The following is a 20,702-nucleotide window of genomic DNA, read 5'->3' as shown; positions in this document are numbered from 1 at the left end:
AGCCGGTCGTCGCCCCCTGTTGCGACCACCGGCTTTGGCTTAGCCTTCCGCCGGGGGGACCGAAAGGTCCCCGAGCCGTGCGCGGAAGGGGGGCGCCGATGACCGTCGAAGCAGCGGCCACCCGCCGCGCCCCCGGCGTGCCGGCGGACGGGGTGGATCCGTGACCTCGGGCCGGGACGGCCATCCCCTCGACCGGCTGGGCCTGCGCGGCACGCCGACCGAGGTGCTCCTGCTGACCGCCGCGGTCGGGGTCACCGCGCTGGTCGCCGCCGTCGTCGGCCTGACCGTCCCGGCGTCCCTCCCGTCGGACGACCCGGTGCCGGGTCCGGCCCGCTTCGGGATCGCCGTCGTCGTGTTCGCCGTCGCCCAGTTCGCCCGGCTCCGGTTCCGTACCGCCGCCGGGATGGTGAGCATCACCTGGGGCGAAGCCGCCCTCATCGTCTGCCTGTACCTCGTACCGGCCGGCTGGCTGCCGGCGGCGGCCCTGCTCGGCGCCGGGACAGCCTGGACGGCGATGTCCCTGCTCACCGACCGCCGGCCGGCGTTGGAACTGGTCCGGATCACCGGGTCGCTGACCGCCGCCACCGCGCTCGCCGTCGCGGTGGCCAGTGCGCTGGGCCGACCCCTGCTCGCCGCGCCGACCCCGGCGCTCGCCCTCGCGCTCACCGCCGGCTCGGTGACCTACCTGCTCACCACCGGCTGGCTCGGCGGGGCGACCCTGGCGCTGCGGCACGGCGTCCCGATCGGACCGCCGCTGCTCGCCGCGCTCCGCGGCAAGCTGCTGATGTTCGTCGGCAACGTGGCCGTCGGCCTGGTGGTCGTCACGCTGCTGGAGCTCGACGCCCGCTGGCTGCTGCTGCTCCCGCCGCCGCTCTGGCTGCTCCAGCAGACGTACCGCCACCGGCTCCGGGCCGACCAGGAACGGCGTACCTGGCGGGCGTTCGCCGAGGCCACCGCCGCCCTCAACCAGCTCGACGAGCGGGGCGTGGCGACGGCCGCGGCGGCCGGCGCGCTCACCCTGTTCGGGGCGGAACTGGTCGAGGTGGACGTCGCCCGGGGCGACGGCCGGTGGTGGCGGTACCGGGCGGACCTAGGCGGCCAGCTCCGCGACCGCGAGGTGGACCCGCCGGGGCGTACCGAGCCGGCCGAGCACGAGCTGGTCCGACCGCTGACCGTGGGCAGCGTCGGAGTGGGGGAGCTGCGGCTCCACTTCGCCCGGTCGGCCCCGCCCAGCGCCCGCGAGCGGGACGCCGTCGCGGCCTTCGGCGACGCCCTGGCCGCCGCCCTGCACGACGCCGCGACGCACCGTGAGCTGCGGCTGGTCACCGCGCGTTCCTGGTACGAGGCGGTGCACGACCAGCTCACCGGGCTGGTCAACCGGGCCGCCATGCTCGACCAGGGCGACCAGGCGTTGCGCCGGCTCGCCCACGACCACCCGGTGGCGCTGCTGCTGCTCGACATCAACCAGTTCAAAGAGGTCAACGACACGCTCGGGCACGCGGCCGGCGACCAGCTGCTGCGGCTGACCGCGACCCGGCTGGCGGCCCTCGCCCGTCCCGGTGAGCTGCTGGGCAGGCTGGGTGGGGACGAGTTCGCCCTGCTGCTGACCGCGGTTCCGGTGGTCGGCGACCGTGCCGCGCCGATGGCGTACGCGCTGCGGCAGGCCCGGGAGATCGCCGAGCGGCTCGCCGCGCCGACGGAGGTGGCGGGCGTACGGATGTCCATCGAGGTCTCGGTGGGCGTGGTGGTCGCCGACGCGGGCAACGCCGACCTGACCGAGTTGCTGCGCCGGGCCGACATCGCGATGTACCAGGCGAAGGAGGGCGGCGGCAGCGTGGCCGCGTACGACAGCTCCCGGGACGCCGCGAGCACCGACCACCTGGCGCTGCTCGCGGAGCTGCGGGAGGCGCTGGCGGCCGACGACCAGCTGGTGCTGGCGCTGCAGCCGGCGGTTGACCTGGCCACCGGCGCTCCGACCGGGGTGGAGGCGCTGATCCGCTGGCGGCACCCGCGCCGCGGCTGGCTCGGCCCGTCCGACTTCATCCGCCCGGTGGAGAACAGCGAGCAGCTCGGCGCCTTCACCCGGTACGTGCTGGACAAGGCCCTCGCGGTCGCCGCCGACTGGGCCCGTGAGGGGCTGGACGTGCCGATCTCGGTGAACCTGTCGGCGCGCAGCCTGCTCGACCCCCGCCTGCCGACGGAGATCGGCGAGGCGCTGCGCCGGCACCAGGTGCCGCCGCGCCGGCTGGTCCTGGAGATCACCGAAACGGTGGTGATGAGCGAGCTGGAGGTCATCGACGAGGTGCTCGCCACGTTGCGTGCGATGGGGGTGCAGCTCGCCGTCGACGACTTCGGCACCGGCTTCTCGTCGCTGACGTTCCTCACCCGGATCGCCGTCGACGAGCTGAAGGTCGACCGCTCCTTCGTGATCCGGATGGCCGACTCGCCCGAGGCGGCGGCGATCGTCCGGACCACCGTGGGGCTCGCCCACGAGCTGGGGCTGCGGGTGGTCGCCGAGGGGGTGGAGACCGCCGAGCAGCGGACCGCCCTGGCCGAGCTGGGCTGCACCGCCGCGCAGGGCTACCACTTCTTCAAGCCGATGCCGGCGGACAAGATCAACGCCGTCCTCGGGTCGCTGCTCGACACCGCCCCCGGCAACGTCTTCCCGCTCCGCGCCGACGGCGCCTCCTGAGATCCCCGCACCGACCCCGCCCGGGAACCTCCGGCCGCCGCGCCGTCCCGCGCCGCCGGGGTGGACCGGCGGCGCGGCACCCGCGGCTCAGCCGCGCGGCAGCACCGCCGCCCATCGCGGCGACCATGGAGGGTGACCTCCGGCGGGTGGGGTCGGCGCTGGATATGGTCGTCGGGTGAACCGACTCGCCAACGCCACGTCGCCCTACCTGCTCCAGCATGCCGACAACCCGGTCGACTGGTGGCCCTGGTGCGACGAGGCGTTCGCGGAGGCGAAGCGGCGCGACGTTCCGGTGCTCATCTCGGTGGGCTACGCCGCCTGCCACTGGTGCCATGTGATGGCGCACGAGTCGTTCGAGAACGAGGCCGTCGGCCGGCTGATCAACGACGGCTTCGTCCCCATCAAGGTGGACCGCGAGGAGCGGCCCGACGTCGACGCCGTCTACATGACCGCCACCCAGGCGATGACCGGCCAGGGCGGCTGGCCGATGACGGTCTTCGCCACCCCCGACGGCACCCCGTTCTTCTGCGGCACCTACTTCCCGCGCGCGAACTTCATCCGGCTGCTGGACTCCGTCGGCACCGCGTGGCGGGACCAGCGGGAGGCCGTGCTCCGGCAGGGCGCCGCCGTGGTCGAGGCGATCGGCGGGGCCCAGGCCGTCGGCGGGCCCACCGCGCCGCTCACCGCCGACCTGCTCGACGCCGCCGCCGCGCAGCTCGCCGCGGAGTACGACCGGACCAACGGCGGCTTCGGCGGCGCGCCGAAGTTCCCGCCGCACATGAACCTGCTCTTCATGCTCCGCCACCACCAGCGCAGCGGCTCCGCGCAGAGCCTGGAGATCGTCCGGCACACCTGCGAGGCGATGGCCCGCGGCGGCATCCACGATCAGCTCGCCGGCGGCTTCGCCCGCTACTCGGTCGACGCGCACTGGACCGTGCCGCACTTCGAGAAGATGCTCTACGACAACGCGCTGCTGCTGCGGGTCTACACCCAGCTCTGGCGGCTCACCGGCGACCGGCTGGCCCGGCGGGTGGCCCGGGACACCGCCCGGTTCCTCGCCGATGAGCTGCACAAGCCGGGGGAGGGCTTCGCCTCCGCCCTCGACGCGGACACCGAGGGCGTCGAGGGGCTCACCTACGCCTGGACGCCGGCCCAGCTCGTCGAGGCGCTGGGCGAGGAGGACGGCCGCTGGGCCGCCGACCTGTTCGCGGTGACCGACGAGGGGTCGTTCGAGCACGGGATGAGCGTGCTGCGGCTGGCCCGGGACGTCGACGACGCCGACCCGGCGGTGCGCGCGCGCTGGCAGAACGTGGTGGGGCGGCTGCTGGCCGCCCGGGACACCCGGCCGCAGCCCGCCCGCGACGACAAGGTGGTGGCCGCCTGGAACGGCCTGGCGATCACCGCGATCGCCGAGTTCCTCCAGGTCGCCGCCGTCTACGCGGCCCCCGACGACGAGGATGCGAACCTGATGGACGGGGTCGCCATCGTCGCCGACGGTGCGCTGCGGGACGCCGTCGAGCACCTGGCGAAGGTGCACCTCGTGGACGGCCGGCTGCGCCGGGTCTCCCGCGACGGGGTGGTCGGCGAGCCGGCCGGCGTGCTGGAGGACTACGGCTGTGTGGCCGAGGCGTTCTGCGCCATGCACCAGCTCGCTGGCGAGGGGCGCTGGCTGGAGCTGGCCGGTCAGCTCCTCGACGTCGCGCTGGCCCATTTCGCCGCGCCCGACGGCGGGTTCTTCGACACCGCCGACGACGCCGAACGGCTGGTCACTCGGCCGGCCGACCCGACCGACAACGCCACCCCGTCGGGCCGCTCGGCGATCGTCGCTGCGCTGGTGGCGTACGCGGCGTTGAGCGGGGAGGTGCGGTACCGGGAGGCCGCCGAGGCCGCCCTGTCGACCGTCGCGCCGATCGTCGGCCGGCACGCGCGGTTCACCGGGTACGCCGCCACCGTCGGCGAGGCGCTGCTCTCGGGCCCGTACGAGATCGCGGTGGTCACCGACGATCCGGCCGATGACCCGCTGGTCCGCGCGGCGCACCGGTACGCCCCGCCCGGCGCGGTGACGGTGGCCGGCCGCACCGACCAGCCGGGCGTGCCGCTGCTCGCCGACCGGCCGGCGCTGAACGGCAGGTCCACCGCGTACGTCTGCCGGGGTTTCGTCTGCGACCGCCCGGTCACCTCCGTCGACGACCTGGTCGCCCAGCTGGGCTGACCCCGCGGCCGGTCACGGCCAGAGCAGCTCGCGCTCCCACCCGCCCTCGGCGCGGCGGTAGCGCAGCCGGACGTGCCGGCGTTCCCGGTCGGCCTGCCAGAACTCCACCGTCGCCGGCGCGACGGCGTAGACGGTGTGCGACTCGGCGACCAGGTCGGGGTCGGCGTCCAGCCGGGCGCGGACGTCGGCCAGCTCCCGGTCCAGCTCGGCCCGGTCGGCGAGGACGGCGCTCTGCCGGCCGGCCAGGGTGGCGATCCGGGAGCCCTCCGGCCGGGCCAGGAAGTCCCGCCGAGAGACGGCCGGGTCGGCGGCCCGGGCGGTGCCGCGGACCCGGACCTGGCGGCCCTGCTCCCGCCAGTGGAAGGTGAGCGCGGCCCGGGGGTCGGCGGCGAGCTGGCGACCCTTGGCGCTGATCGCGGTGGTGGCGAAGTGCCAGCCGGTCGCGTCGAGGTCCTTGAGGATCAGCACCCGGGCGTCCGGAGCGCCGTCGGCGTCGACGGTCGACAGGGTCATCGCGTGCGGCTCGTCCACGCCGGCGGCGACGGCCTCGGTGAGCCAGTCGGCGAAGAGCGTCATCGGCTCCGCCGGCACGCCGGCCGGGTCGAAGGACGGCATCTGGTGGGCCAGCACCGGCAGCGCGCGCAACGTCTCGCGGGTCGTCATGAGCTGATCATCCCAGCCCGGCGTAGCCGTCAATCCTCCGCGTCGCCGGTCGGGCGGCCCTCCGTGCCGGGCGTGTTCCCCGGCTCGGCGGCGGGGGCGCCCAGCGCGGGCGGCAGCCCGTCGAACCAGTCGAGCACCGCCCGCTCGTACGCCAGGCCGAAGCGCAGGGTGGCCACCGAGTACGGGTCCATGGCGTCCGCGTCCTCGGGGAGCGCGGCGGCGACCTGCTCATACCCGGCCAGCCGTTCGGCGTGCGCGGCCCGGTGCTGCGCCAGGAACGCCGCCATCCGATCCGCCGGCAGGTGCCGGCCGAAGAGCACGGTGAGCAGCAGGGGGAACCGGATGGTCTCCGCGGCCGGCGGCCGGGCGGCCCACTCGGCGAAGGCGGCCCGGCCGGCCTCGGTGATCTCGTACGGCTGCCGGTCGCGGCGGCCGCGCTCGCCGGCCCGGACCAGTCCGGCGGCGGCCATCGCGCTCAGCTCCCGGTAGACCTGGCTCTGGGTGAGCGACCAGAACGCCCCGATCCGCTGTTCGGCGACCGTCACCAGGTCCCAACCGGTCATCGGGCCGTCGTGCAGGAAGCCCAGCAGGGAGGCGGCGGTGGCGTTCAACGGCCGAGCTGGCATCGGGGCGTGCTCCTTCGCGTTTTCGCTTGACATCCCATTGTGTCAGGTTCCAGGATGAAGCCACCGACCTCCCACTGTGGGAGGTTACGGGGGAGGCGTCATGCACACCGTTCTCGTCCTCATCCACGCGGCCAGCGGCACCACCGGGCTGCTGCTCGCGCTGCCGATCCTCCTCGCCCCCAAGCGCCGCGGCCGGCACACCCTGCTCGGCCGGGTGTACGCGGTGGCCGCCGCCGGGCTCAGCCTGAGCGCGCTGGGGCTCTTCGCCCTCGACCCCGCCCGACTCTGGGGGCTGGCGATCCTCGGCGTGCTGACCCTGGGCTGGCTGCTCGGCGGGCTCTGGTTCGCCCGCCGCCGGCCCCGGGGCCTCGGCGGTCGGGGCTGGCGGGTGTGGCACCTGAACCTGATGGGCAGCACCGTGATCGCCTTCGTGACCGGCTTCGCCGTACAGCTGACCGACGGCAACCTGGTCGCCTGGCTCGCGCCCACGGCGATCGGTTCGGTGCTGATCGCCCGGCGCACCGCCCGGGAGCTGGCCCGCGCCCCGCGCCGCATCGTGGTGGGCGCGGCGGGCTGATCCCGCCCTCCGGGCCGGGACCGGTGCCCGCCCGGATAGGCTGGCGCCGCTATGGATTCCCGTACCGGACTGCCTGTTGTCGGCATGGTGGGCGGCGGCCAGCTGGCCCGGATGACCCACCAGGCCGCGATCGCCCTCGGCCAGTCGCTGCGCGTGCTGGCGCTCGCCCCCGACGACGGCGCCGCGCTGGTCGCGGCCGACGTCAACTACGGCGACCACACCGACCTGACCGCGTTGCGCACCTTCGCCAAGGGCTGCGACGTGGTCACCTTCGACCACGAACACGTGCCGACCGAGCACATCCGCGCTCTCGCCGACGAGGGGGTGAAGCTCTTCCCGCCGGCCGACGCACTGCTGCACGCGCAGGACAAGCGGGTGATGCGCGAGCGCCTCGGTGAGCTGGGCGCGCCGAACCCGGCCTGGCGACCGGTCCTCGAGCCGGCCGACCTGATCGCCTTCGGCGACGAGGTCGGCTGGCCGGTGGTGTTGAAGGCGGCCCGGGGCGGATACGACGGGCGCGGCGTCTGGCTGGTGGACGACGCGGCGCAGGCCGCCGAGCTGGGCGCGACCCTGCTGGCCGGGGGCACCTCGCTGATCGTCGAGGAGCGGGTGGCGCTGCGCCGGGAGCTGGCGGTCCAGGTCGCGCGTTCACCGTTCGGCCAGGTGGCCGCGTACCCGGTGGTGGAGACCGTGCAGCGGGACGGGATCTGCGTGGAGGTGCTGGCCCCCGCGCCGGACCTGCCGGAGGAGCTGGCCGTCGCCGCCCAGCAGCTCGCCATCGACCTGGCCACCGCGCTCGGCGTGGTCGGCCTGCTCGCGGTGGAGCTCTTCGAGACCCCCACCGGACTGGTGGTCAACGAGCTGGCGATGCGTCCGCACAACTCGGGGCACTGGACCATCGAGGGCGCCCGGACCTCGCAGTTCGAACAGCACCTGCGGGCGGTGCTCGACTACCCGATGGGGGACACCTCGCTGACCGCGCCGGTGGTGGTGATGGCGAACGTGCTCGGCGGCGAGCCGGGCGGGATCTCCATCGACGAGCGGCTGCACCACCTGTTCGCCGCCGAGCCGGGCGCCAAGGTGCATCTGTACGGCAAGCAGGTGCGCCCCGGCCGCAAGATCGGGCACGTCACGGTGCTCGGCGACGACCTGGACGACGTACGGGCGCGGGCCGCGCGGGCCGCCCGCTGGCTGCGCGAGGGGCACGAGTGAGCACCGTCGGGCTGATCATGGGCAGCGACTCCGACTGGCCGACCATGAAGGCCGCCGCCGAGGCGCTGGACGAGTTCGAGGTGCCGTACGAGGTCGCGGTGATCTCGGCGCACCGCACCCCGGTCAAGATGATCGAGTACGGCCGAAACGCCGCCGACCGCGGCGTCAAGGTGATCATCGCCGGTGCCGGCGGCGCGGCCGCCCTGCCCGGCATGGTCGCCTCGGTCACGCCCCTACCGGTGATCGGCGTGCCGGTGCCGCTGAAGCACCTCGACGGGATGGACTCGCTCCTGTCCATCGTGCAGATGCCGGCCGGCGTGCCCGTGGCCACCGTGTCGATCGGCAACGCCCGTAACGCCGGGCTGCTCGCCGTGCGCATCCTTGCCGCCTCGGATCCGGCGCTGCTGCAGCGGATGGCCGTGTACCAGGCGGGCCTGGAGGAGCTGGTGGCCGAGAAGGACGCCGCGCTCCGCGCCTCGCTCGGCTGATCCAGCCCGCCTGTCCGCCTCGCCGCGCTTCTCGGTCCGGCCGCACGCGCTCGTGGCCGGGCTCAGAGCGCTACTCCCCGGTCAACCTCGGCCGGCCCGCCCGGTCGAACCCGCGCCCACACTGCCCGCCCCGGACGCAGGCCCCACGACCCTCCGCTTCATCGCATGCCGCGCAACGCCGTCTGCAGGCGCTCCTGCGCGCGGCGGCGGCGTTCGTTGCTCGCCCCGAGCACCAGCAGCACGAAGCCGACCGGGATCAGCACCAGCCACGGCCCGAGGTTGAACAACGCGTGCACCGCCGCGATCGCGGTGACCGTGGCGCCCACGATAACCGGTGCCTGCTGCCGGCTGGTCGAGCCGAAGATCAGCACCGCCACCGCGCCGAGCAGCAGCAGCACCTGCCGCAGCATGCTGGAATCGGTGGCCAGCACGATGGCCAGGGTCGGCACGAACGCGGCCACCAGCGCCGGACCGTACGCGATCCAACTCGACAGGTCCGGCCGGTGGCGCAGCTCCAGCACCCCCACCAGCAGGGCGAGCGCCGCGAACGGCAGCGTGTACGCCTCCGGCAGCGCCACGTCGGCCACCCACATTAGGATCCACCAGGCGGTGATCTCGCAGCCCACCACCGCCCAGAACAGGATCAGTCGCTCCACCGGCCGGCGGCCCTGCCGGCTCGCGGCCACCCCGAGGACGGCACCCCAGGCGGCCAGCAGCGCGGCGATGTGCCGGGGGGAGTCGAAGGCCAGGGCCAGCGCGATGAGGGCGGCGGCGTACCCGCTCCATTCCACGGTGGCCGCCTCCCGGAACGCCTCCGGGCGGCGCAGCCGGGGCAGGGTGGCGGCGAAGACCTGCAGGACCGCTCCCACCGCCAGCACCCCGAACGCGGACCAGACGGCGGCCAGCCCCGCCACCAGGCCGAGGGTGAGCACGAAAAGCTGCGCCATCAGCGAGGCGAAGAGCCAGCCGAGGATGCGGGCCCGCTGCGTGGTGCCGAAGAGCGCGGCGACCGCACCGACGCCGACCGCCCCGCCCAGGGTGAAGAGGGTCAACTCCCGGGTGGCGAGACTGCCCGCCAGCCCGGCACCGCCGGCGGCCAGCCCGATCGCGAAGACCAGCACCCGGGTCACCCGCAGCGACCGGGCCGGCTCGGCCAGCGGCGGTGGCGGGGTCAGGGCCAGCCCCAGCATCGAGATGGTGAAGACCGCCAACCCGGCCAGCGCGCTTTCGGGCCAGCCGTGGCCGAGCGCCACCGGGGTGATCAGCAGGGTCACCGCGGCACCGGGCAGCACCACCGGCACGGCCCGGGAACGCCGGCCGCCGGTGAACCCGGTGGCGGCGAGCGCGGCGGTCACGGTGAGCAGCAGCGCGGTCAGCACGTGCGTCGGGTCGACCGCGCCGGGCGGCGGAGTGCGCAGCTCCGGCGGTGGACCCTGCCAGACCTGGGAGAGCGCGCGCATCGGCTCCCCCAGCGCGAACACCAACGGCGGGGCCAGCGTCACCAGCGCCAAGGCGGTGGGCAGCGCCGCCGCCGCGAGCGCCCCGGCCGCCGGACTGACCCGCCAGCGCAGCTCACCGCCGTCGTCCGGCAACCGGCGCAGCGCCCCGCCCAGCAGCACCGACCAGCGGCGTACCGGCCGGGCCGAGCCGGCCGGCGGGGTGGTGGCCGCCCGGACCAGTTCGGCGAGCACGCCGAGCAGCGCCGCCGCGGCCGCGTACACCCCGGAGGGGAGGCCGGTGAGGATCGCGGCCAGCGCGCTGACGGTCGCGCCGCCGACCACCGCCACGCTCGCGTACGGCAGGTACTGCGGGACGTGCCGGCGGACCACCGCCACCACGGCCAGGCCGAGGCTGGACGCGGCCAGCGCCCCGGTGACCACCACCTGCGGGGAGCGCCCGAACTCGGCGGCCAGGGCCGCCACCGCGCCGGGAAGCGCGAGCAGGGCGGCGCCCGCCGCCGCGCCGCCCACCTGCACCAGGTGCGGCGGCATCCCGTCGGTCTCGATGTCCTCCACCAGCGGCGGCGCGAGGCTCCGCGCCAGGGCGGCCACCACCACGCCGATCAGCGCGATGCTGCCGAGCGCCAGCGCGGTGGTCCACGGCCGGACCAGCCCGGCGCCGGCCGCGTGCAGGGCGACCACCCCGGCCACGGTGGCCCGGGACAGCGCTGCCCGCGGGTCGATCGCCGCGACCGCCGCCATGCCGAAGACCGTGGCGACCGCGGCGCCCACCAGCACCGGCGACCACCAGGGCAGGTCGAAGGCGGCCGGGGTGCCGATGGTGGCCAGCACGACGGCCACCCCCGCCACGTCGTATCTCCACGGCGGCGGTAGCAGGATGCCGGCGGCGACGGCCAGCAGCGCCAGCGCGACCGGCGCCTGCCAGGTCGTCCCGCCCGTCGGCGCGGCCGGCCAGCCGGTCAGGTCGCCGGCCCAGATCGGACCCGGGGTGGCCAGCACGCCCACCCCGCCGCGCAACGCCGTCCAGCCGGCGATCAGGCCGATGAGCGTGCCACCGACCGTGATGCCGAGGACCGGTCCCCGCCGCCACTCCTCGGGCATCGCCCGCGCCGCGACGGCGACCATCAGCACCAGCGCGGCCGCCACCACGAGCTGCCCACCGGGCGCGAGCACGGCGGCGATCCGGGCCAGGGTGGCGATCAGCGCCACAGTGGTCGCGGCGGCGGCCAGGTCGGACCCGTCCAGCGAGAGGTCGGGGCGGCGACCCCGGTCGATGGACGGGGCGAGGAAGAGCAGCACCGCGGCGACGAGCAGCAACGAGCCCACCCAGGCGTCGGCGCTGGTCGTGCCGGGAGCGCCGAACGCGGCCGCGGCGACCGCCAGCGCGCCGAGCCCGGTGCCCACGGCGTGCGGCAGGCTGAGGTGCCGCTGCGCCACCTGGCGGATGGCGGCGTAGCCGAGGGTGACGCAGACGCCGAGGAAGCTCGCCGCGAGCACCGGGACGGTGACCTCGCGCAGACTCGCCGGGGTGGGGGTCGGGTCGGTGGGCACCGTGGCGGTGACGAACGCGGCCACCGCTCCCGGCAGCGCGAACGCCGCCCCGCCGGCGGCCCAGCCGGAGACCGTGTCCGCCGCGGCCGGGGCGATCCGGATCCGGGGGGCGAGCGAGACCAGCGCGCCGGCCAGGAAGAGGGTGGTCAGCGCGGCGGCGGTCAGCGCCGGGCGGGAGAGCGCCGCCCCGGCACCGAACAGGCCCAACCCGGTCGCGGTGACCGCGTGCACCACGGCGGACCGGGCGCTCTCCGCGGCGAGCCCCAGCACGCCGATGCCCACCGCGGCGAGCAGCATCGGCCAGGGGGCGGTCGTCCAGCCCAGTCCGAGGGAAGCCGGTACGGCGAGCGCGGTCAGCGCCGCCCCGAGCACCGCGAACTCGCGCCGGATCTCCGGTGGCAGGGCGACCACCGCGGCGACGGTCAGCAGGAAGGCGCTCGCGGCGAGCTGCCAGCCGGTCGGGCCGACCGCCGCCGCCAGCGTGGCCCGCCACCGGTCCAGGTCTGCCGCCCAGGCGGGCATCGCCGCCCGGACCGGCGCCAGCCCGGCCCGCAGCGCGCCACCGGCCACCACCAGGCCGCTGACCGTCAGGGCCACGGCCGAGGCGAGCTGCGGTCCACGTCGGGCCGCCTCCGGTACGGCCCGTACGGCCAGCCCGGTGATCGTGATCACCGCCGCGATGAGCAGCAACGACCGGCCGGGGAAGGCGACCGAGGCGATCCGGCCCAGCGCGCCGATCACCGCGAGGGTGACGATGCCGGCGCCGACGTCGGGCAGCGGCGGCCGACGCAGCACCAGCGTCCCGGCCAGCCCCACCAGCGCGGCGAGCAGCAGCACCACGCCCGCGCCGGTGGCGACCGGCACCGTGTCGGCGCGCAGCAGCGCGGTGACCGCGTACGCCAGGGCGACCGCGACCGCCGCGCCGTGCAGCACCCAGGTCAGCTCGCCCAGCCAGGGCACCGGCCGGGCCGGTCCGGGCGCCGGGGCGGCGGACTCTTCCGCGCCGAGCACCTCAGCGGACTCCTCGGGGTCCGTCTCCGGGCGACCCGCGGCGGCCCGCTCCCGGGCGGGTGCCGTGGCGGGTGGGGTGGGCAGGTCGCGCCGGACCGGTCGCTCGACCACCACCGCCGAGCGGGCCAGCGCGAGGTCGACGACGGCGACCACGGTCAGCACCAGCGCCCAGCCGGCCGGCCCGATGATCCGGTCGTACGCCAGCAGCGGCAGCACCGGCTGGGCGGCGAGCACGGTGGCGAAGCGCGGCGCACGCAGCCCGGTCCACTGGGCGTACCCGAAGGCGACCAGGGTGGTCACCAGGAAGATCGACCCGGCGAAGACCGCGCCCGAGGCGCCGCCGATCCGGTCGACCGCCCAGAGCGCGTACCCGGCCAGCGGCACCAGCAGCAGGCCGACCGCGGCGATCGTCTCGGCGGTCGTGATGAGCCCGCGGCGGGCCAGCACCGGCGGGGCGAGCAGCATCAGCACCGTCGCGACGAGCAGCACGCCCAGCCGGGCCAGCGCGTCCATCGAGCTGGTGGCGACCGCGGCGAAGACCACCGCCGCAACGCCGAGCAGCAGCGCGCCGAGGCCGAGGGGGATGTTCTGCACCTCGCGGGAGGAGGCCTCCGGCGGGTGCTCCGGGTCGTCCACGTCGAGCCACTGCGGCGTGGACCGGGGCGGCGGCGGGAGGTCGTCCGGGCCGGGTGGCGGCGTGCCCTGCCGGGGCACCCGGGGCGGCGCGCCGGTGGTGGCCGTCGGCGGGCGGCGGCCCGGCCGGCGGCGCAGCACCCGGCGGGGCCGGGTGGCCTGCTTGATCCGTTCCTCGCCGGCGTGCGCGAGGATGTCCCGCTGGAAGAGGGCGGCCTGCATCTTGGCGGCGATCTGCCGCTGTTCGCGGGCGATCTCGGCGTCCCGCGCCTTCATCTCCGCGATCGAACGCTCGATCTCCGCCAGGTGCTCGGCCCACTGTGGCTGGTCGGCCCCGCAGTGCGGGCAGATGACGGCCGGCTTGATCTCCCGACCGCACGAGGCGCACCTGAAGGTCTGCACGACACCCCTCCGTCCGGCCGGCCCGCACTGTGGACCTCCACTGTCGCAGCATGCCCTGACCGGGCGCGGATTTCGACAGTTGCCGGCCGGTTCGGGGCAACAAAAAGAAGCGGCCGGCCGTGGAGCAGCTCCACGGCCGGCCGTACGCGTCGGGCCGGGGTCAGGGGCGGCCCATGCCGCGGTACTCCCAACCCGCCTGGGTCCAGAGTGTGGAGTCGAGGCAGTTGCGCCCGTCGACGACTCGCCGGCCCTGCACCAGCTCGCCCAGGGCGACCGGGTCCGCGTTGCGGAACTCGGCCCACTCGGTGAGCACGCAGACCAGGTCGGCGCCGCTGACGGCGTCGGTCACGGTCTCCTCGTAGGTCAGCTCGGGCACCGCCCGGCGGGCGTTCTCGGTGCCCTGCGGGTCGAAGACGTGCACGTCGGCCCCGGCCTTGCCGAGCAGCGAGGCGACCGCGAGGGCCGGGGCGTCCCGGACGTCGTCGGTGTTCGGCTTGAAGGTGGCGCCGAGCACGGCGATCCGGGTGCCGGAGAGGTCCGGCCCGGCCGGGCCGGAGCGGCGGCCGAGCAGCTCGGCGGCGAGCTGGACGACGCGGGTCCGGCGGCGCAGGTTGATCAGGTCGACCTCGTGCAGGAAGCGCAGCGCCTCGCCGGCGCCGAGCTCCTGGGCGCGGGCCTGGAAGGCCCGGATGTCCTTGGGCAGGCAGGCGCCGCCGAAGCCCAGACCGGCCTGGAGGAAGCGGTTGCCGATCCGGGGGTCGTACCCGATCGAGCGGGCCAGCTGGGTGACGTCGCCGCCGGCGGCCTCGCAGACCTCGGCCATCGCGTTGATGAAGGAGATCTTGGTGGCGAGGAAGGCGTTCGCGGCGACCTTGACCAGCTCGGCGGTGGCGAAGTCGGTGACCACCAGGGGGACCTCGCGGTCCTCGGTGGCGGCCAGGTCGAAGACGCCCTTGTGGGCGGCGTAGAGCATGCCGTTGGCCCACTCGCTCTTGACGCCGACCACGATCCGGTTGGGGCGCAGCACGTCGTCGACGGCGAAGCCCTCCTGGAGGAACTCGGGGCTCCACGCCACCTCGACGCCGAGGTCGGCGGGGGTGTGCTTGCCGACCAGCTGCTCGACCCACTCGGCGGTGCCGACCGGGACGGTGGACTTGCCGACGATCAGCGCCTTGCGGGTCAGGTGCTGGGCCAGGCTGGTCACCGATGCCTCGACGTACGACAGGTCGGCGCCCATGCCGTCGGCGCGCTGGGGGGTGCCCACGCAGATGAAGTGCACGTCGCCGAACTCGGCGGTCTCCGCGATGTCGGTGCTGAACCGCAGCCGGCCGGCGGCCAGGTTGCGCCGGAGCAGCTCGTCCAGGCCCGGCTCGTGGATCGGCACCTCGCCGGCGTTCAGCTTGGCGATCTTGTCGGCGTCGACGTCGTAACCGAGCACCTCGTAGCCGAGCTCCGCGTAGCAGATGGCGTACGTCGCACCGAGGTAGCCGGTGCCGAGGAAGGTCACCCGGGGCCGGGCGGCGCCGGAGGGCGGGGTCACCGCGGCGATGGCCGGCACCGGCTGGGTGTTCGGGTACGGGATCGTCACGCCTGTCTTCTCCGCTCGCACTGGCGGCGCTTCCTTGCGTCGCGTTCAGCTGCGGCGCCTGGCCGGGCACCGGTTGGGGGGACGTTCTGCGGCTGCCGGTCGGCGTCGACGCCTGTCACGCACGAGCCTACGCGGCGGTAAGGAGCACCAGAACCCCGGTCGCTATCCTTCACTCTGCGCGGTCGGCGGTTCTCAGGTGGCGCTACAGACTGGGCATGATAGCGGTGAAGGGGAGGGGCCAACATGGCCGCAGAGCAGTCGTTCGACGTCTACCGGTTGCCGGAGGAGCACGAGGCGATCCGGGAGGCGGTCCGTGAGGTCTGTGCGGCCAAGGTGGCCCCGCACGCGGCTGAGGCGGATGAGACCGGTGAGTTCCCCAAGGCGTCGTACGACGCCCTGCGGGCCGCCGACTTCCACGCCCCGCACATCCCCGTCGAGTACGGCGGCGCCGGCGCGGACGCGCTGGCGACGGCCATCGTGATCGAGGAGGTGGCCCGGGCCTGCGCCTCGTCCTCGCTGATCCCGGCGGTCAACAAGCTGGGCACGATGCCGCTGATCCTGGCGGGCTCGGAGGAGCTCAAGCGGAAGTACCTGACCCCGGTCGCGGCCGGGGACGCGATGTTCTCGTACTGCCTCTCCGAGCCGGAGGCGGGCAGCGACGCCGCCTCGATGACGACCCGCGCGGTGCGTGACGGTGACCACTGGGTGCTCAACGGCGTGAAGCGATGGATCACCAACGCCGGGGTCTCCGAGTACTACACGGTCTTCGCTGTGACCGATCCCACAGCCCGCTCCCGGGGCATCTCCGCCTTCGTGGTGGAGAAGTCCGACGCCGGGGTCAGCTTCGGCGCGCCGGAGAAGAAGCTGGGCATCAAGGGCTCCCCGACGCGCGAGGTCTACCTGGACAACGTCCGGATCCCGGCGGACCGGATGATCGGCGCCGAGGGCACCGGCTTCGCGACCGCGATGAAGACCCTGGACCACACCCGGGTCACCATCGCCGCCCAGGCGGTCGGCATCGCGCAGGGCGCGCTGGACTACGCCAAGGGGTACGTGAGCGAGCGCAAGCAGTTCGGCAAGGCGATCGCCGAGTTCCAGGGCATCCAGTTCATGCTCGCCGACATGGGCATGAAGCTGGAGGCGGCCCGGCAGCTCACCTACACGGCGGCCGGCAAGTCCGAGCGCGGTGACGCGGACCTGACCTACTTCGGCGCGGCCGCGAAGTGCTTCGCCTCGGACGCCGCGATGGAGATCACCACCGACGCGGTGCAGCTGCTCGGCGGCTACGGCTACACCCGCGACTACCCGGTCGAGCGGATGATGCGGGACGCCAAGATCACCCAGATCTACGAGGGCACCAACCAGGTGCAGCGCATCGTCATGGCCCGCCAGCTGCTCAAGGGCTGACCGGGCGGAACCGTTAGGGCGGGCGGGCCGGGGACACCGGCCCGCCCGCGACGGTCAGCGGATCTCGGTCGTGCCCTCCGGTCGGGTGGTGGCGCGCGGTGGCGCGGACCACGGCGACTCGCCGGTGCTCCGGCGGGGCAGCGGTTCGGTGGGGGTCGGGTCGGGATAGCCGAGGGTGGGCGGGGTGGTGTCCCGGGCGCCGGACGGCGGCCAGTCGCTGAGCGCGAAGGTGCTCTCGGCCGGCTTGGCGGCCGAGGTCAGCTCCGCCTCGGTCGCGGGCGTTGCCGGCCACTGCCGCCAGCGCTGCGCGCTGAAGGCCGCCATCAGCAGCAGCACGCCGATCAGGAACACCGTGCCGTTCTCCACCGGCTGTTGCAGCGGCAGGGGGTCCCCGAGCACCTTCCAGGCATCGGGGATCCAGCCACGGACGGTGAACGGCGCGATGAACATCCCGACGTACGGGGTGATCAGCAGCAGCCCGGCGACGAGCGCGCCGAGCGGCGAGAAGCGCAGCGTGCCGAGCAGGCCGAGCAGGATGCCGGCGACGCCGAGGTAGACGGCCGGCTCGATCAGGTTGGGCGTGCTGTACGTACCGATCTCCACCCAGCGGTGCACGGTACGTCCAGACCCGTCCTGACCGAGCGTGACGAGCACCCAGGTGACGGGCGCCACCACCAACCCGGCGAGGAAGCTCCAGAGATGTCGCATCCGCGCACCGTACCGTTTTCGGCATGACAGATCATCCCTCCACCGTGCCGATGGGCAAGCCGACGTCGTACTCCCGGGTCACGCTCAGCCGTATCATGACCGCGGTCGATGTCAATCTGTACGGGACCGTGCACGGTGGGGTACTGATGAAGTTCGTCGACGACGTGGCCGGGGCGGCCGCGGCGCGGCACAGCGGCGGCACCGCGGTCACCGCCTCGATCGACGAGATCGTCTTCTCCGAGCCGGTCCGGGTGGGCGACCTGGTGCACGCCCACGCCCAGGTGAACTGGACCGGCAACACCTCGATGGAGGTGGGCGTGCGGGTGGTCGCCGAGCGCTGGGACTCGGCCGAGGACGAGCCGGTCCGGGTGGCCACCGCGTACCTGGTCTTCGTGGGGGTGGACGTGGGCGGCGCGCCGCGGGCGGTCCGGCCGGTGCTGCCGGAGACCCCGGAGGACGAGCGGCGGTTCCGGGAGGCGGAGATCCGCCGGGCGCACCGGCTGGCCAAGCGCCGGGCGATCCAGGCCCACCGCGCCGGCTGACGCCGGTCCACATACCCGCCGGGCCGGGCGTGTGGGCCGGCCACGCCCCCTGGGCGGCACCCGGTGCGGAGAATGGCGCTGCGAGGTAGGGCAAGATGGCGGCACGGCCCATGTCACAGTGTCGTGCGGGCCGCAGGGAGGGTGGAGCAGTGGGTGACGTGCTGTGGACGCCGCCGGCCGACGTGCGCGAGCGGTCCCGGATCGGTGACTACCTGCGCTGGCTGGCCGAGCACCGGGGGCTGGAGTTCGCCGACTACGACGCGCTCTGGCGGTGGTCGGTCACCGACCTCGACGCGTTCTGGCGGTCGATCTGGGAGTACTTAGACGTCGTCGCGCACACCCCGCCGACCGCCACGCTGACCGATCCGGCGATGCCCGGCACCCGCTGGTTCCCCGGCGCGACGCTCAACTACGCCGAGAACGTGCTGCGGATGCCCGGCCGGGGCGACGACGATCCGGTGGTGATCGCGCACGGGCAGAGCCGGCCGCCGGTCACCCTGACCGCGGCCGAGCTGCGCGAGCAGGTCCGCCGGGTGTCGGCCGGGCTGCGTCGGCTCGGCGTCGGCCCCGGTGACCGGGTCGCGGCGTACGCGCCGAACATCCCCGAGACGTACGTGCTGCTGCTGGCCACCGCCAGCCTCGGCGCGATCTTCTCCTCCTGCGCGCCGGAGTTCGGCACCCGCAGCGTCACCGACCGCTGGCAGCAGATCGAGCCGAAGGTGCTGGTCGCGGTCGACGGCTACCGGTACGGCGACAAGCCGGTGGACCGGCGCGGCGAGGTGGCCGCGGTCCGGGCCGCCCTGCCGTCGCTGGCGCACACCGTCGGCATCGCGTACCTCGACCCGGCCGGCGCGCCGCCGGAGGGCGCGCTCTCCTGGACCGAGCTGGCCGCGCCGACCGACGAGCCGCTGGTCTTCACCCCGGTGCCGTTCGACCACCCGCTCTACGTGCTCTACTCCTCCGGCACCACCGGGCTGCCCAAGCCGATCGTGCACGGTCACGGGGGCATCCTGCTGGAGCACCTGAAGATGCTCGCCCTGCACCACGACCTGGGCCCGGCGGACCGGTTCTTCTGGTTCACCACCACCGGCTGGATGATGTGGAACTTCCTGGTCTCCGGGCCGGCGGTGGGCGCGACCATCGTGCTCTTCGACGGCAACCCGGGCCACCCCGACCTGGGCGCGCTGTGGCGGCTGGCCGCGGAGACCGGCACCACGTACTTCGGCACCTCGGCGCCGTTTCTGCTCGCCTGCCGCAAGGCCGGGCTGGTGCCGAGCGAGATCGCCGACCTCTCCGCGCTGCGCGGCGTCGGCTCGACCGGCGCGCCGCTGCCCGCCGAGGGCTTCACCTGGGTGTACGACAACGTCGGCGACCGCCTCCAGTTGCAGTCCCTCTCCGGTGGCACGGACGTCTGCACCGGCTTCGTCGGCGGGGTGCCGCTGCTGGCGGTGCACGCCGGGGAGATCACCTGCCGGGCGCTCGGAGCGAAGGTGGAGGCCCGGTCGGCCGACGGCACCCCGGTCATCGGGGAGCTCGGCGAGCTGGTGATCACCGCGCCGATGCCGAGCATGCCGGTGGGTTTCTGGAACGACCCGGACGGCGTCCGCTACCGGGAGGCGTACTTCGAGGTCTATCCGGGCGTCTGGCGGCACGGGGACTGGATCACGATCAACGAGCGCGGCGGCTGCGTGATCACCGGCCGCTCCGACGCCACCCTCAACCGCGGCGGCGTACGGCTGGGCACCGCGGAGTTCTACTCCGTCGTGGAGGGGCTGGACGAGGTCGTCGACTCGGTGGTGGTGCACCTGGAGGACGACCAGGGCGGCGCGGGGGAGCTGCTGCTCTTCGTGGTGCTGGCCGAGGGCCTGGAACTGGACGACGCGCTGCGGAAGAAGATCTGCCGCGAGCTGCGGACCGCCCTGTCGCCCCGGCACGTCCCCGACGAGATCCACCAGGTCCGCGCCGTCCCCCGCACCCTGTCCGCGAAGAAGCTCGAGGTCCCGGTCAAGAAGATCCTCACCGGCACCCCGGTCGACAACGCCGCCGCCAAGGGCGCCCTGGCCAACCCGGAATCCCTCACGGCCTTCGCCGCCTTCGCCCAGCGCCGCGCCACCTCGGAGGACTCCACCCCGGCCTGACCGGGGGTGGGTCAGGTCAGGGTGCGGGTGACCTTTTCGGACGCGGCGCGGGAGTCGACGCTGGCGAGGTCGAGGTTGCCGCAGAGGACGATGCTCGCGCCCGCCGTCAGCGGGGCGAGGAGCCAGTCGACCGGGTCCGGGTGGCGGGCCGCGTCGATCAGGACGCGGTCGCCGGCGGCGAGGCAGAGTTCCGTTGCCCGCTCGGCCGCGCGGGCCAGCAGGTCCGCGTCCGTGTCGCCACCGCCCGGGTACGGGCTGAAGTGGTCGCCGTGGCCGCGTACCTCGACGACGTAGTCGACGAAGCCGGGCGGTACCTGACGCAGCGGGGCGGCGAACGGGGCGAGCGCGAGGGCGTACCGTTCGCCGGCCGACCAGGCCTCCGCCTCGGCGGCCCGGTCCGCCGCCGCGAAGAGCACGTCCACGTCACCCGGCGCGTCGACCACCGTCAGCTTCGCCGACCAGCAGCCGAGCAGCACCGCGGCGGTCTGCCAGTGCGGCGACAGCAGCACCGCGGCCGTGTCGCCGGGGGCGAGGGCCGCCTCGTCGACGAGCAGGTTGGCCGTCTTGGCCACCCAGTTCGCGAGCGTCGCGCCGGAAAGCTCGGTCCGCTCGCCGGTCGCGTCGTCATACCAGGTCAGCAGGGGGCGGGTCGGGTCGGTCGCGATCGCGTCGGCGAAAACCCGGGCAATGTTGTCGGCCATCGACGCGAACGATACGCGCTCGGAGCCCGTACTCGATGACGATGACAAGTCGGCGTACCGTCGGGTCGCAGTCAGCGTCGGGGCCCCGCCC

The 20,702-nt window shown here is 74.7% G+C and carries 14 protein-coding genes; 8 read left to right on the top strand and 6 right to left on the bottom strand.

Going from position 1 to position 20,702, the window contains the following annotated elements; translation table 11 throughout:
* Window positions 1–196: 196 nt before the first annotated feature.
* Window positions 197–2,692: a putative bifunctional diguanylate cyclase/phosphodiesterase gene (locus GA0070613_RS04385; protein ID WP_231929789.1), complete on the top strand. Its 2,496-nt coding sequence runs from the start codon at window positions 197–199 to the stop codon at window positions 2,690–2,692.
* Window positions 2,693–2,867: 175 nt separating this feature from the next.
* Window positions 2,868–4,904, top strand: a complete 2,037-nt coding sequence (locus tag GA0070613_RS04380) for a thioredoxin domain-containing protein (RefSeq protein ID WP_089011110.1) — start codon at window positions 2,868–2,870, stop codon at window positions 4,902–4,904.
* Window positions 4,905–4,916: 12 nt separating this feature from the next.
* On the opposite strand, the gene GA0070613_RS04375 is transcribed toward GA0070613_RS04380, so the two are convergent.
* Together GA0070613_RS04375 and GA0070613_RS04370 are read right to left on the bottom strand one after the other, a co-directional pair.
* Window positions 4,917–5,567: a pyridoxine/pyridoxamine 5'-phosphate oxidase gene (locus GA0070613_RS04375; protein WP_089011109.1), complete on the bottom strand. Its 651-nt coding sequence runs from the start codon at window positions 5,565–5,567 to the stop codon at window positions 4,917–4,919.
* Window positions 5,568–5,596: 29 nt separating this feature from the next.
* A complete protein-coding gene (locus GA0070613_RS04370; RefSeq protein ID WP_089011108.1) occupies window positions 5,597–6,193 on the bottom strand; it encodes a PadR family transcriptional regulator in 597 nt (198 codons plus the stop codon).
* A gap of 100 nt (window positions 6,194–6,293) precedes the next feature.
* Between GA0070613_RS04370 and GA0070613_RS04365 the strand changes: the two genes are divergently transcribed.
* Genes GA0070613_RS04365 through purE form a run of 3 tightly spaced genes read left to right on the top strand, consistent with a single transcriptional unit; the run spans window position 6,294 to window position 8,470 of the window.
* Window positions 6,294–6,770 carry a hypothetical protein gene (locus tag GA0070613_RS04365; protein ID WP_089011107.1) on the top strand — a complete coding sequence of 159 codons (477 nt, stop codon included), beginning with the start codon at window positions 6,294–6,296 and terminating at the stop codon, window positions 6,768–6,770.
* A gap of 51 nt (window positions 6,771–6,821) precedes the next feature.
* Entirely contained in the window at window positions 6,822–7,982 is a 1,161-nt protein-coding gene (locus tag GA0070613_RS04360) for a 5-(carboxyamino)imidazole ribonucleotide synthase (RefSeq protein WP_089011106.1), read from the top strand.
* The gene (gene purE, locus GA0070613_RS04355; RefSeq protein ID WP_089011105.1) at window positions 7,979–8,470 is read left to right on the top strand and encodes a 5-(carboxyamino)imidazole ribonucleotide mutase; all 492 of its coding nucleotides are present in this window, start codon (window positions 7,979–7,981) and stop codon (window positions 8,468–8,470) included. Before GA0070613_RS04360 ends, purE begins: the two co-directional genes overlap by 4 nt.
* A gap of 158 nt (window positions 8,471–8,628) precedes the next feature.
* On the opposite strand, the gene GA0070613_RS04350 is transcribed toward purE, so the two are convergent.
* Together GA0070613_RS04350 and GA0070613_RS04345 are read right to left on the bottom strand one after the other, a co-directional pair.
* Window positions 8,629–13,527, bottom strand: coding sequence for an SCO7613 C-terminal domain-containing membrane protein (locus tag GA0070613_RS04350; RefSeq protein WP_089011104.1), 4,899 nt, complete (start codon window positions 13,525–13,527; stop codon window positions 8,629–8,631).
* A 160-nt stretch (window positions 13,528–13,687) separates the two neighbouring features.
* Entirely contained in the window at window positions 13,688–15,115 is a 1,428-nt protein-coding gene (locus GA0070613_RS04345) for a UDP-glucose dehydrogenase family protein (RefSeq protein WP_089011103.1), read from the bottom strand.
* Between the two features lie 243 nt (window positions 15,116–15,358).
* On the opposite strand from GA0070613_RS04345, the gene GA0070613_RS04340 reads away from it, so the two are divergent.
* The gene (locus tag GA0070613_RS04340; protein ID WP_089011102.1) at window positions 15,359–16,522 is read left to right on the top strand and encodes an acyl-CoA dehydrogenase family protein; all 1,164 of its coding nucleotides are present in this window, start codon (window positions 15,359–15,361) and stop codon (window positions 16,520–16,522) included.
* Window positions 16,523–16,576: 54 nt separating this feature from the next.
* Here GA0070613_RS04340 and GA0070613_RS04335 read toward each other — a convergent pair whose 3' ends face one another.
* A complete protein-coding gene (locus GA0070613_RS04335; RefSeq protein WP_089011101.1) occupies window positions 16,577–17,230 on the bottom strand; it encodes a hypothetical protein in 654 nt (217 codons plus the stop codon).
* A gap of 23 nt (window positions 17,231–17,253) precedes the next feature.
* Between GA0070613_RS04335 and GA0070613_RS04330 the strand changes: the two genes are divergently transcribed.
* Together GA0070613_RS04330 and GA0070613_RS04325 are read left to right on the top strand one after the other, a co-directional pair.
* Complete coding sequence (locus GA0070613_RS04330) at window positions 17,254–17,772, top strand: acyl-CoA thioesterase (RefSeq protein ID WP_089011100.1); 519 nt, start codon at window positions 17,254–17,256, stop codon at window positions 17,770–17,772.
* A 149-nt stretch (window positions 17,773–17,921) separates the two neighbouring features.
* Window positions 17,922–19,910: an acetoacetate--CoA ligase gene (locus GA0070613_RS04325; protein WP_089011099.1), complete on the top strand. Its 1,989-nt coding sequence runs from the start codon at window positions 17,922–17,924 to the stop codon at window positions 19,908–19,910.
* An 11-nt stretch (window positions 19,911–19,921) separates the two neighbouring features.
* Here GA0070613_RS04325 and GA0070613_RS04320 read toward each other — a convergent pair whose 3' ends face one another.
* Window positions 19,922–20,611: a TIGR03089 family protein gene (locus GA0070613_RS04320; RefSeq protein ID WP_089011098.1), complete on the bottom strand. Its 690-nt coding sequence runs from the start codon at window positions 20,609–20,611 to the stop codon at window positions 19,922–19,924.
* Window positions 20,612–20,702 lie beyond the last annotated feature (91 nt).

The sequence above is a fragment of the Micromonospora inositola genome, assembly GCF_900090285.1.
Lineage (GTDB): Bacteria > Actinomycetota > Actinomycetes > Mycobacteriales > Micromonosporaceae > Micromonospora > Micromonospora inositola.
The sequence above is the reverse complement of the archived record's forward strand: the minus strand, read 5'-3'. Positions and strand labels throughout refer to the sequence as shown.

Excerpts from the sequence above, each read along its gene's own strand:
- GA0070613_RS04365 (WP_089011107.1), top strand. The coding sequence starts at position 6,294 with ATGCACACCGTTCTCGTCCTCATCCACGCGGCCAGCGGCACCACCGGG.
- GA0070613_RS04320 (WP_089011098.1), bottom strand. The coding sequence starts at position 20,611 with ATGGCCGACAACATTGCCCGGGTTTTCGCCGACGCGATCGCGACCGAC.
- GA0070613_RS04360 (WP_089011106.1), top strand. The coding sequence starts at position 6,822 with ATGGATTCCCGTACCGGACTGCCTGTTGTCGGCATGGTGGGCGGCGGC.
- GA0070613_RS04340 (WP_089011102.1), top strand. The coding sequence starts at position 15,359 with ATGGCCGCAGAGCAGTCGTTCGACGTCTACCGGTTGCCGGAGGAGCAC.
- GA0070613_RS04375 (WP_089011109.1), bottom strand. The coding sequence starts at position 5,567 with ATGACGACCCGCGAGACGTTGCGCGCGCTGCCGGTGCTGGCCCACCAG.
- GA0070613_RS04330 (WP_089011100.1), top strand. The coding sequence starts at position 17,254 with ATGACAGATCATCCCTCCACCGTGCCGATGGGCAAGCCGACGTCGTAC.
- GA0070613_RS04335 (WP_089011101.1), bottom strand. The coding sequence starts at position 17,230 with ATGCGACATCTCTGGAGCTTCCTCGCCGGGTTGGTGGTGGCGCCCGTC.
- GA0070613_RS04370 (WP_089011108.1), bottom strand. The coding sequence starts at position 6,193 with ATGCCAGCTCGGCCGTTGAACGCCACCGCCGCCTCCCTGCTGGGCTTC.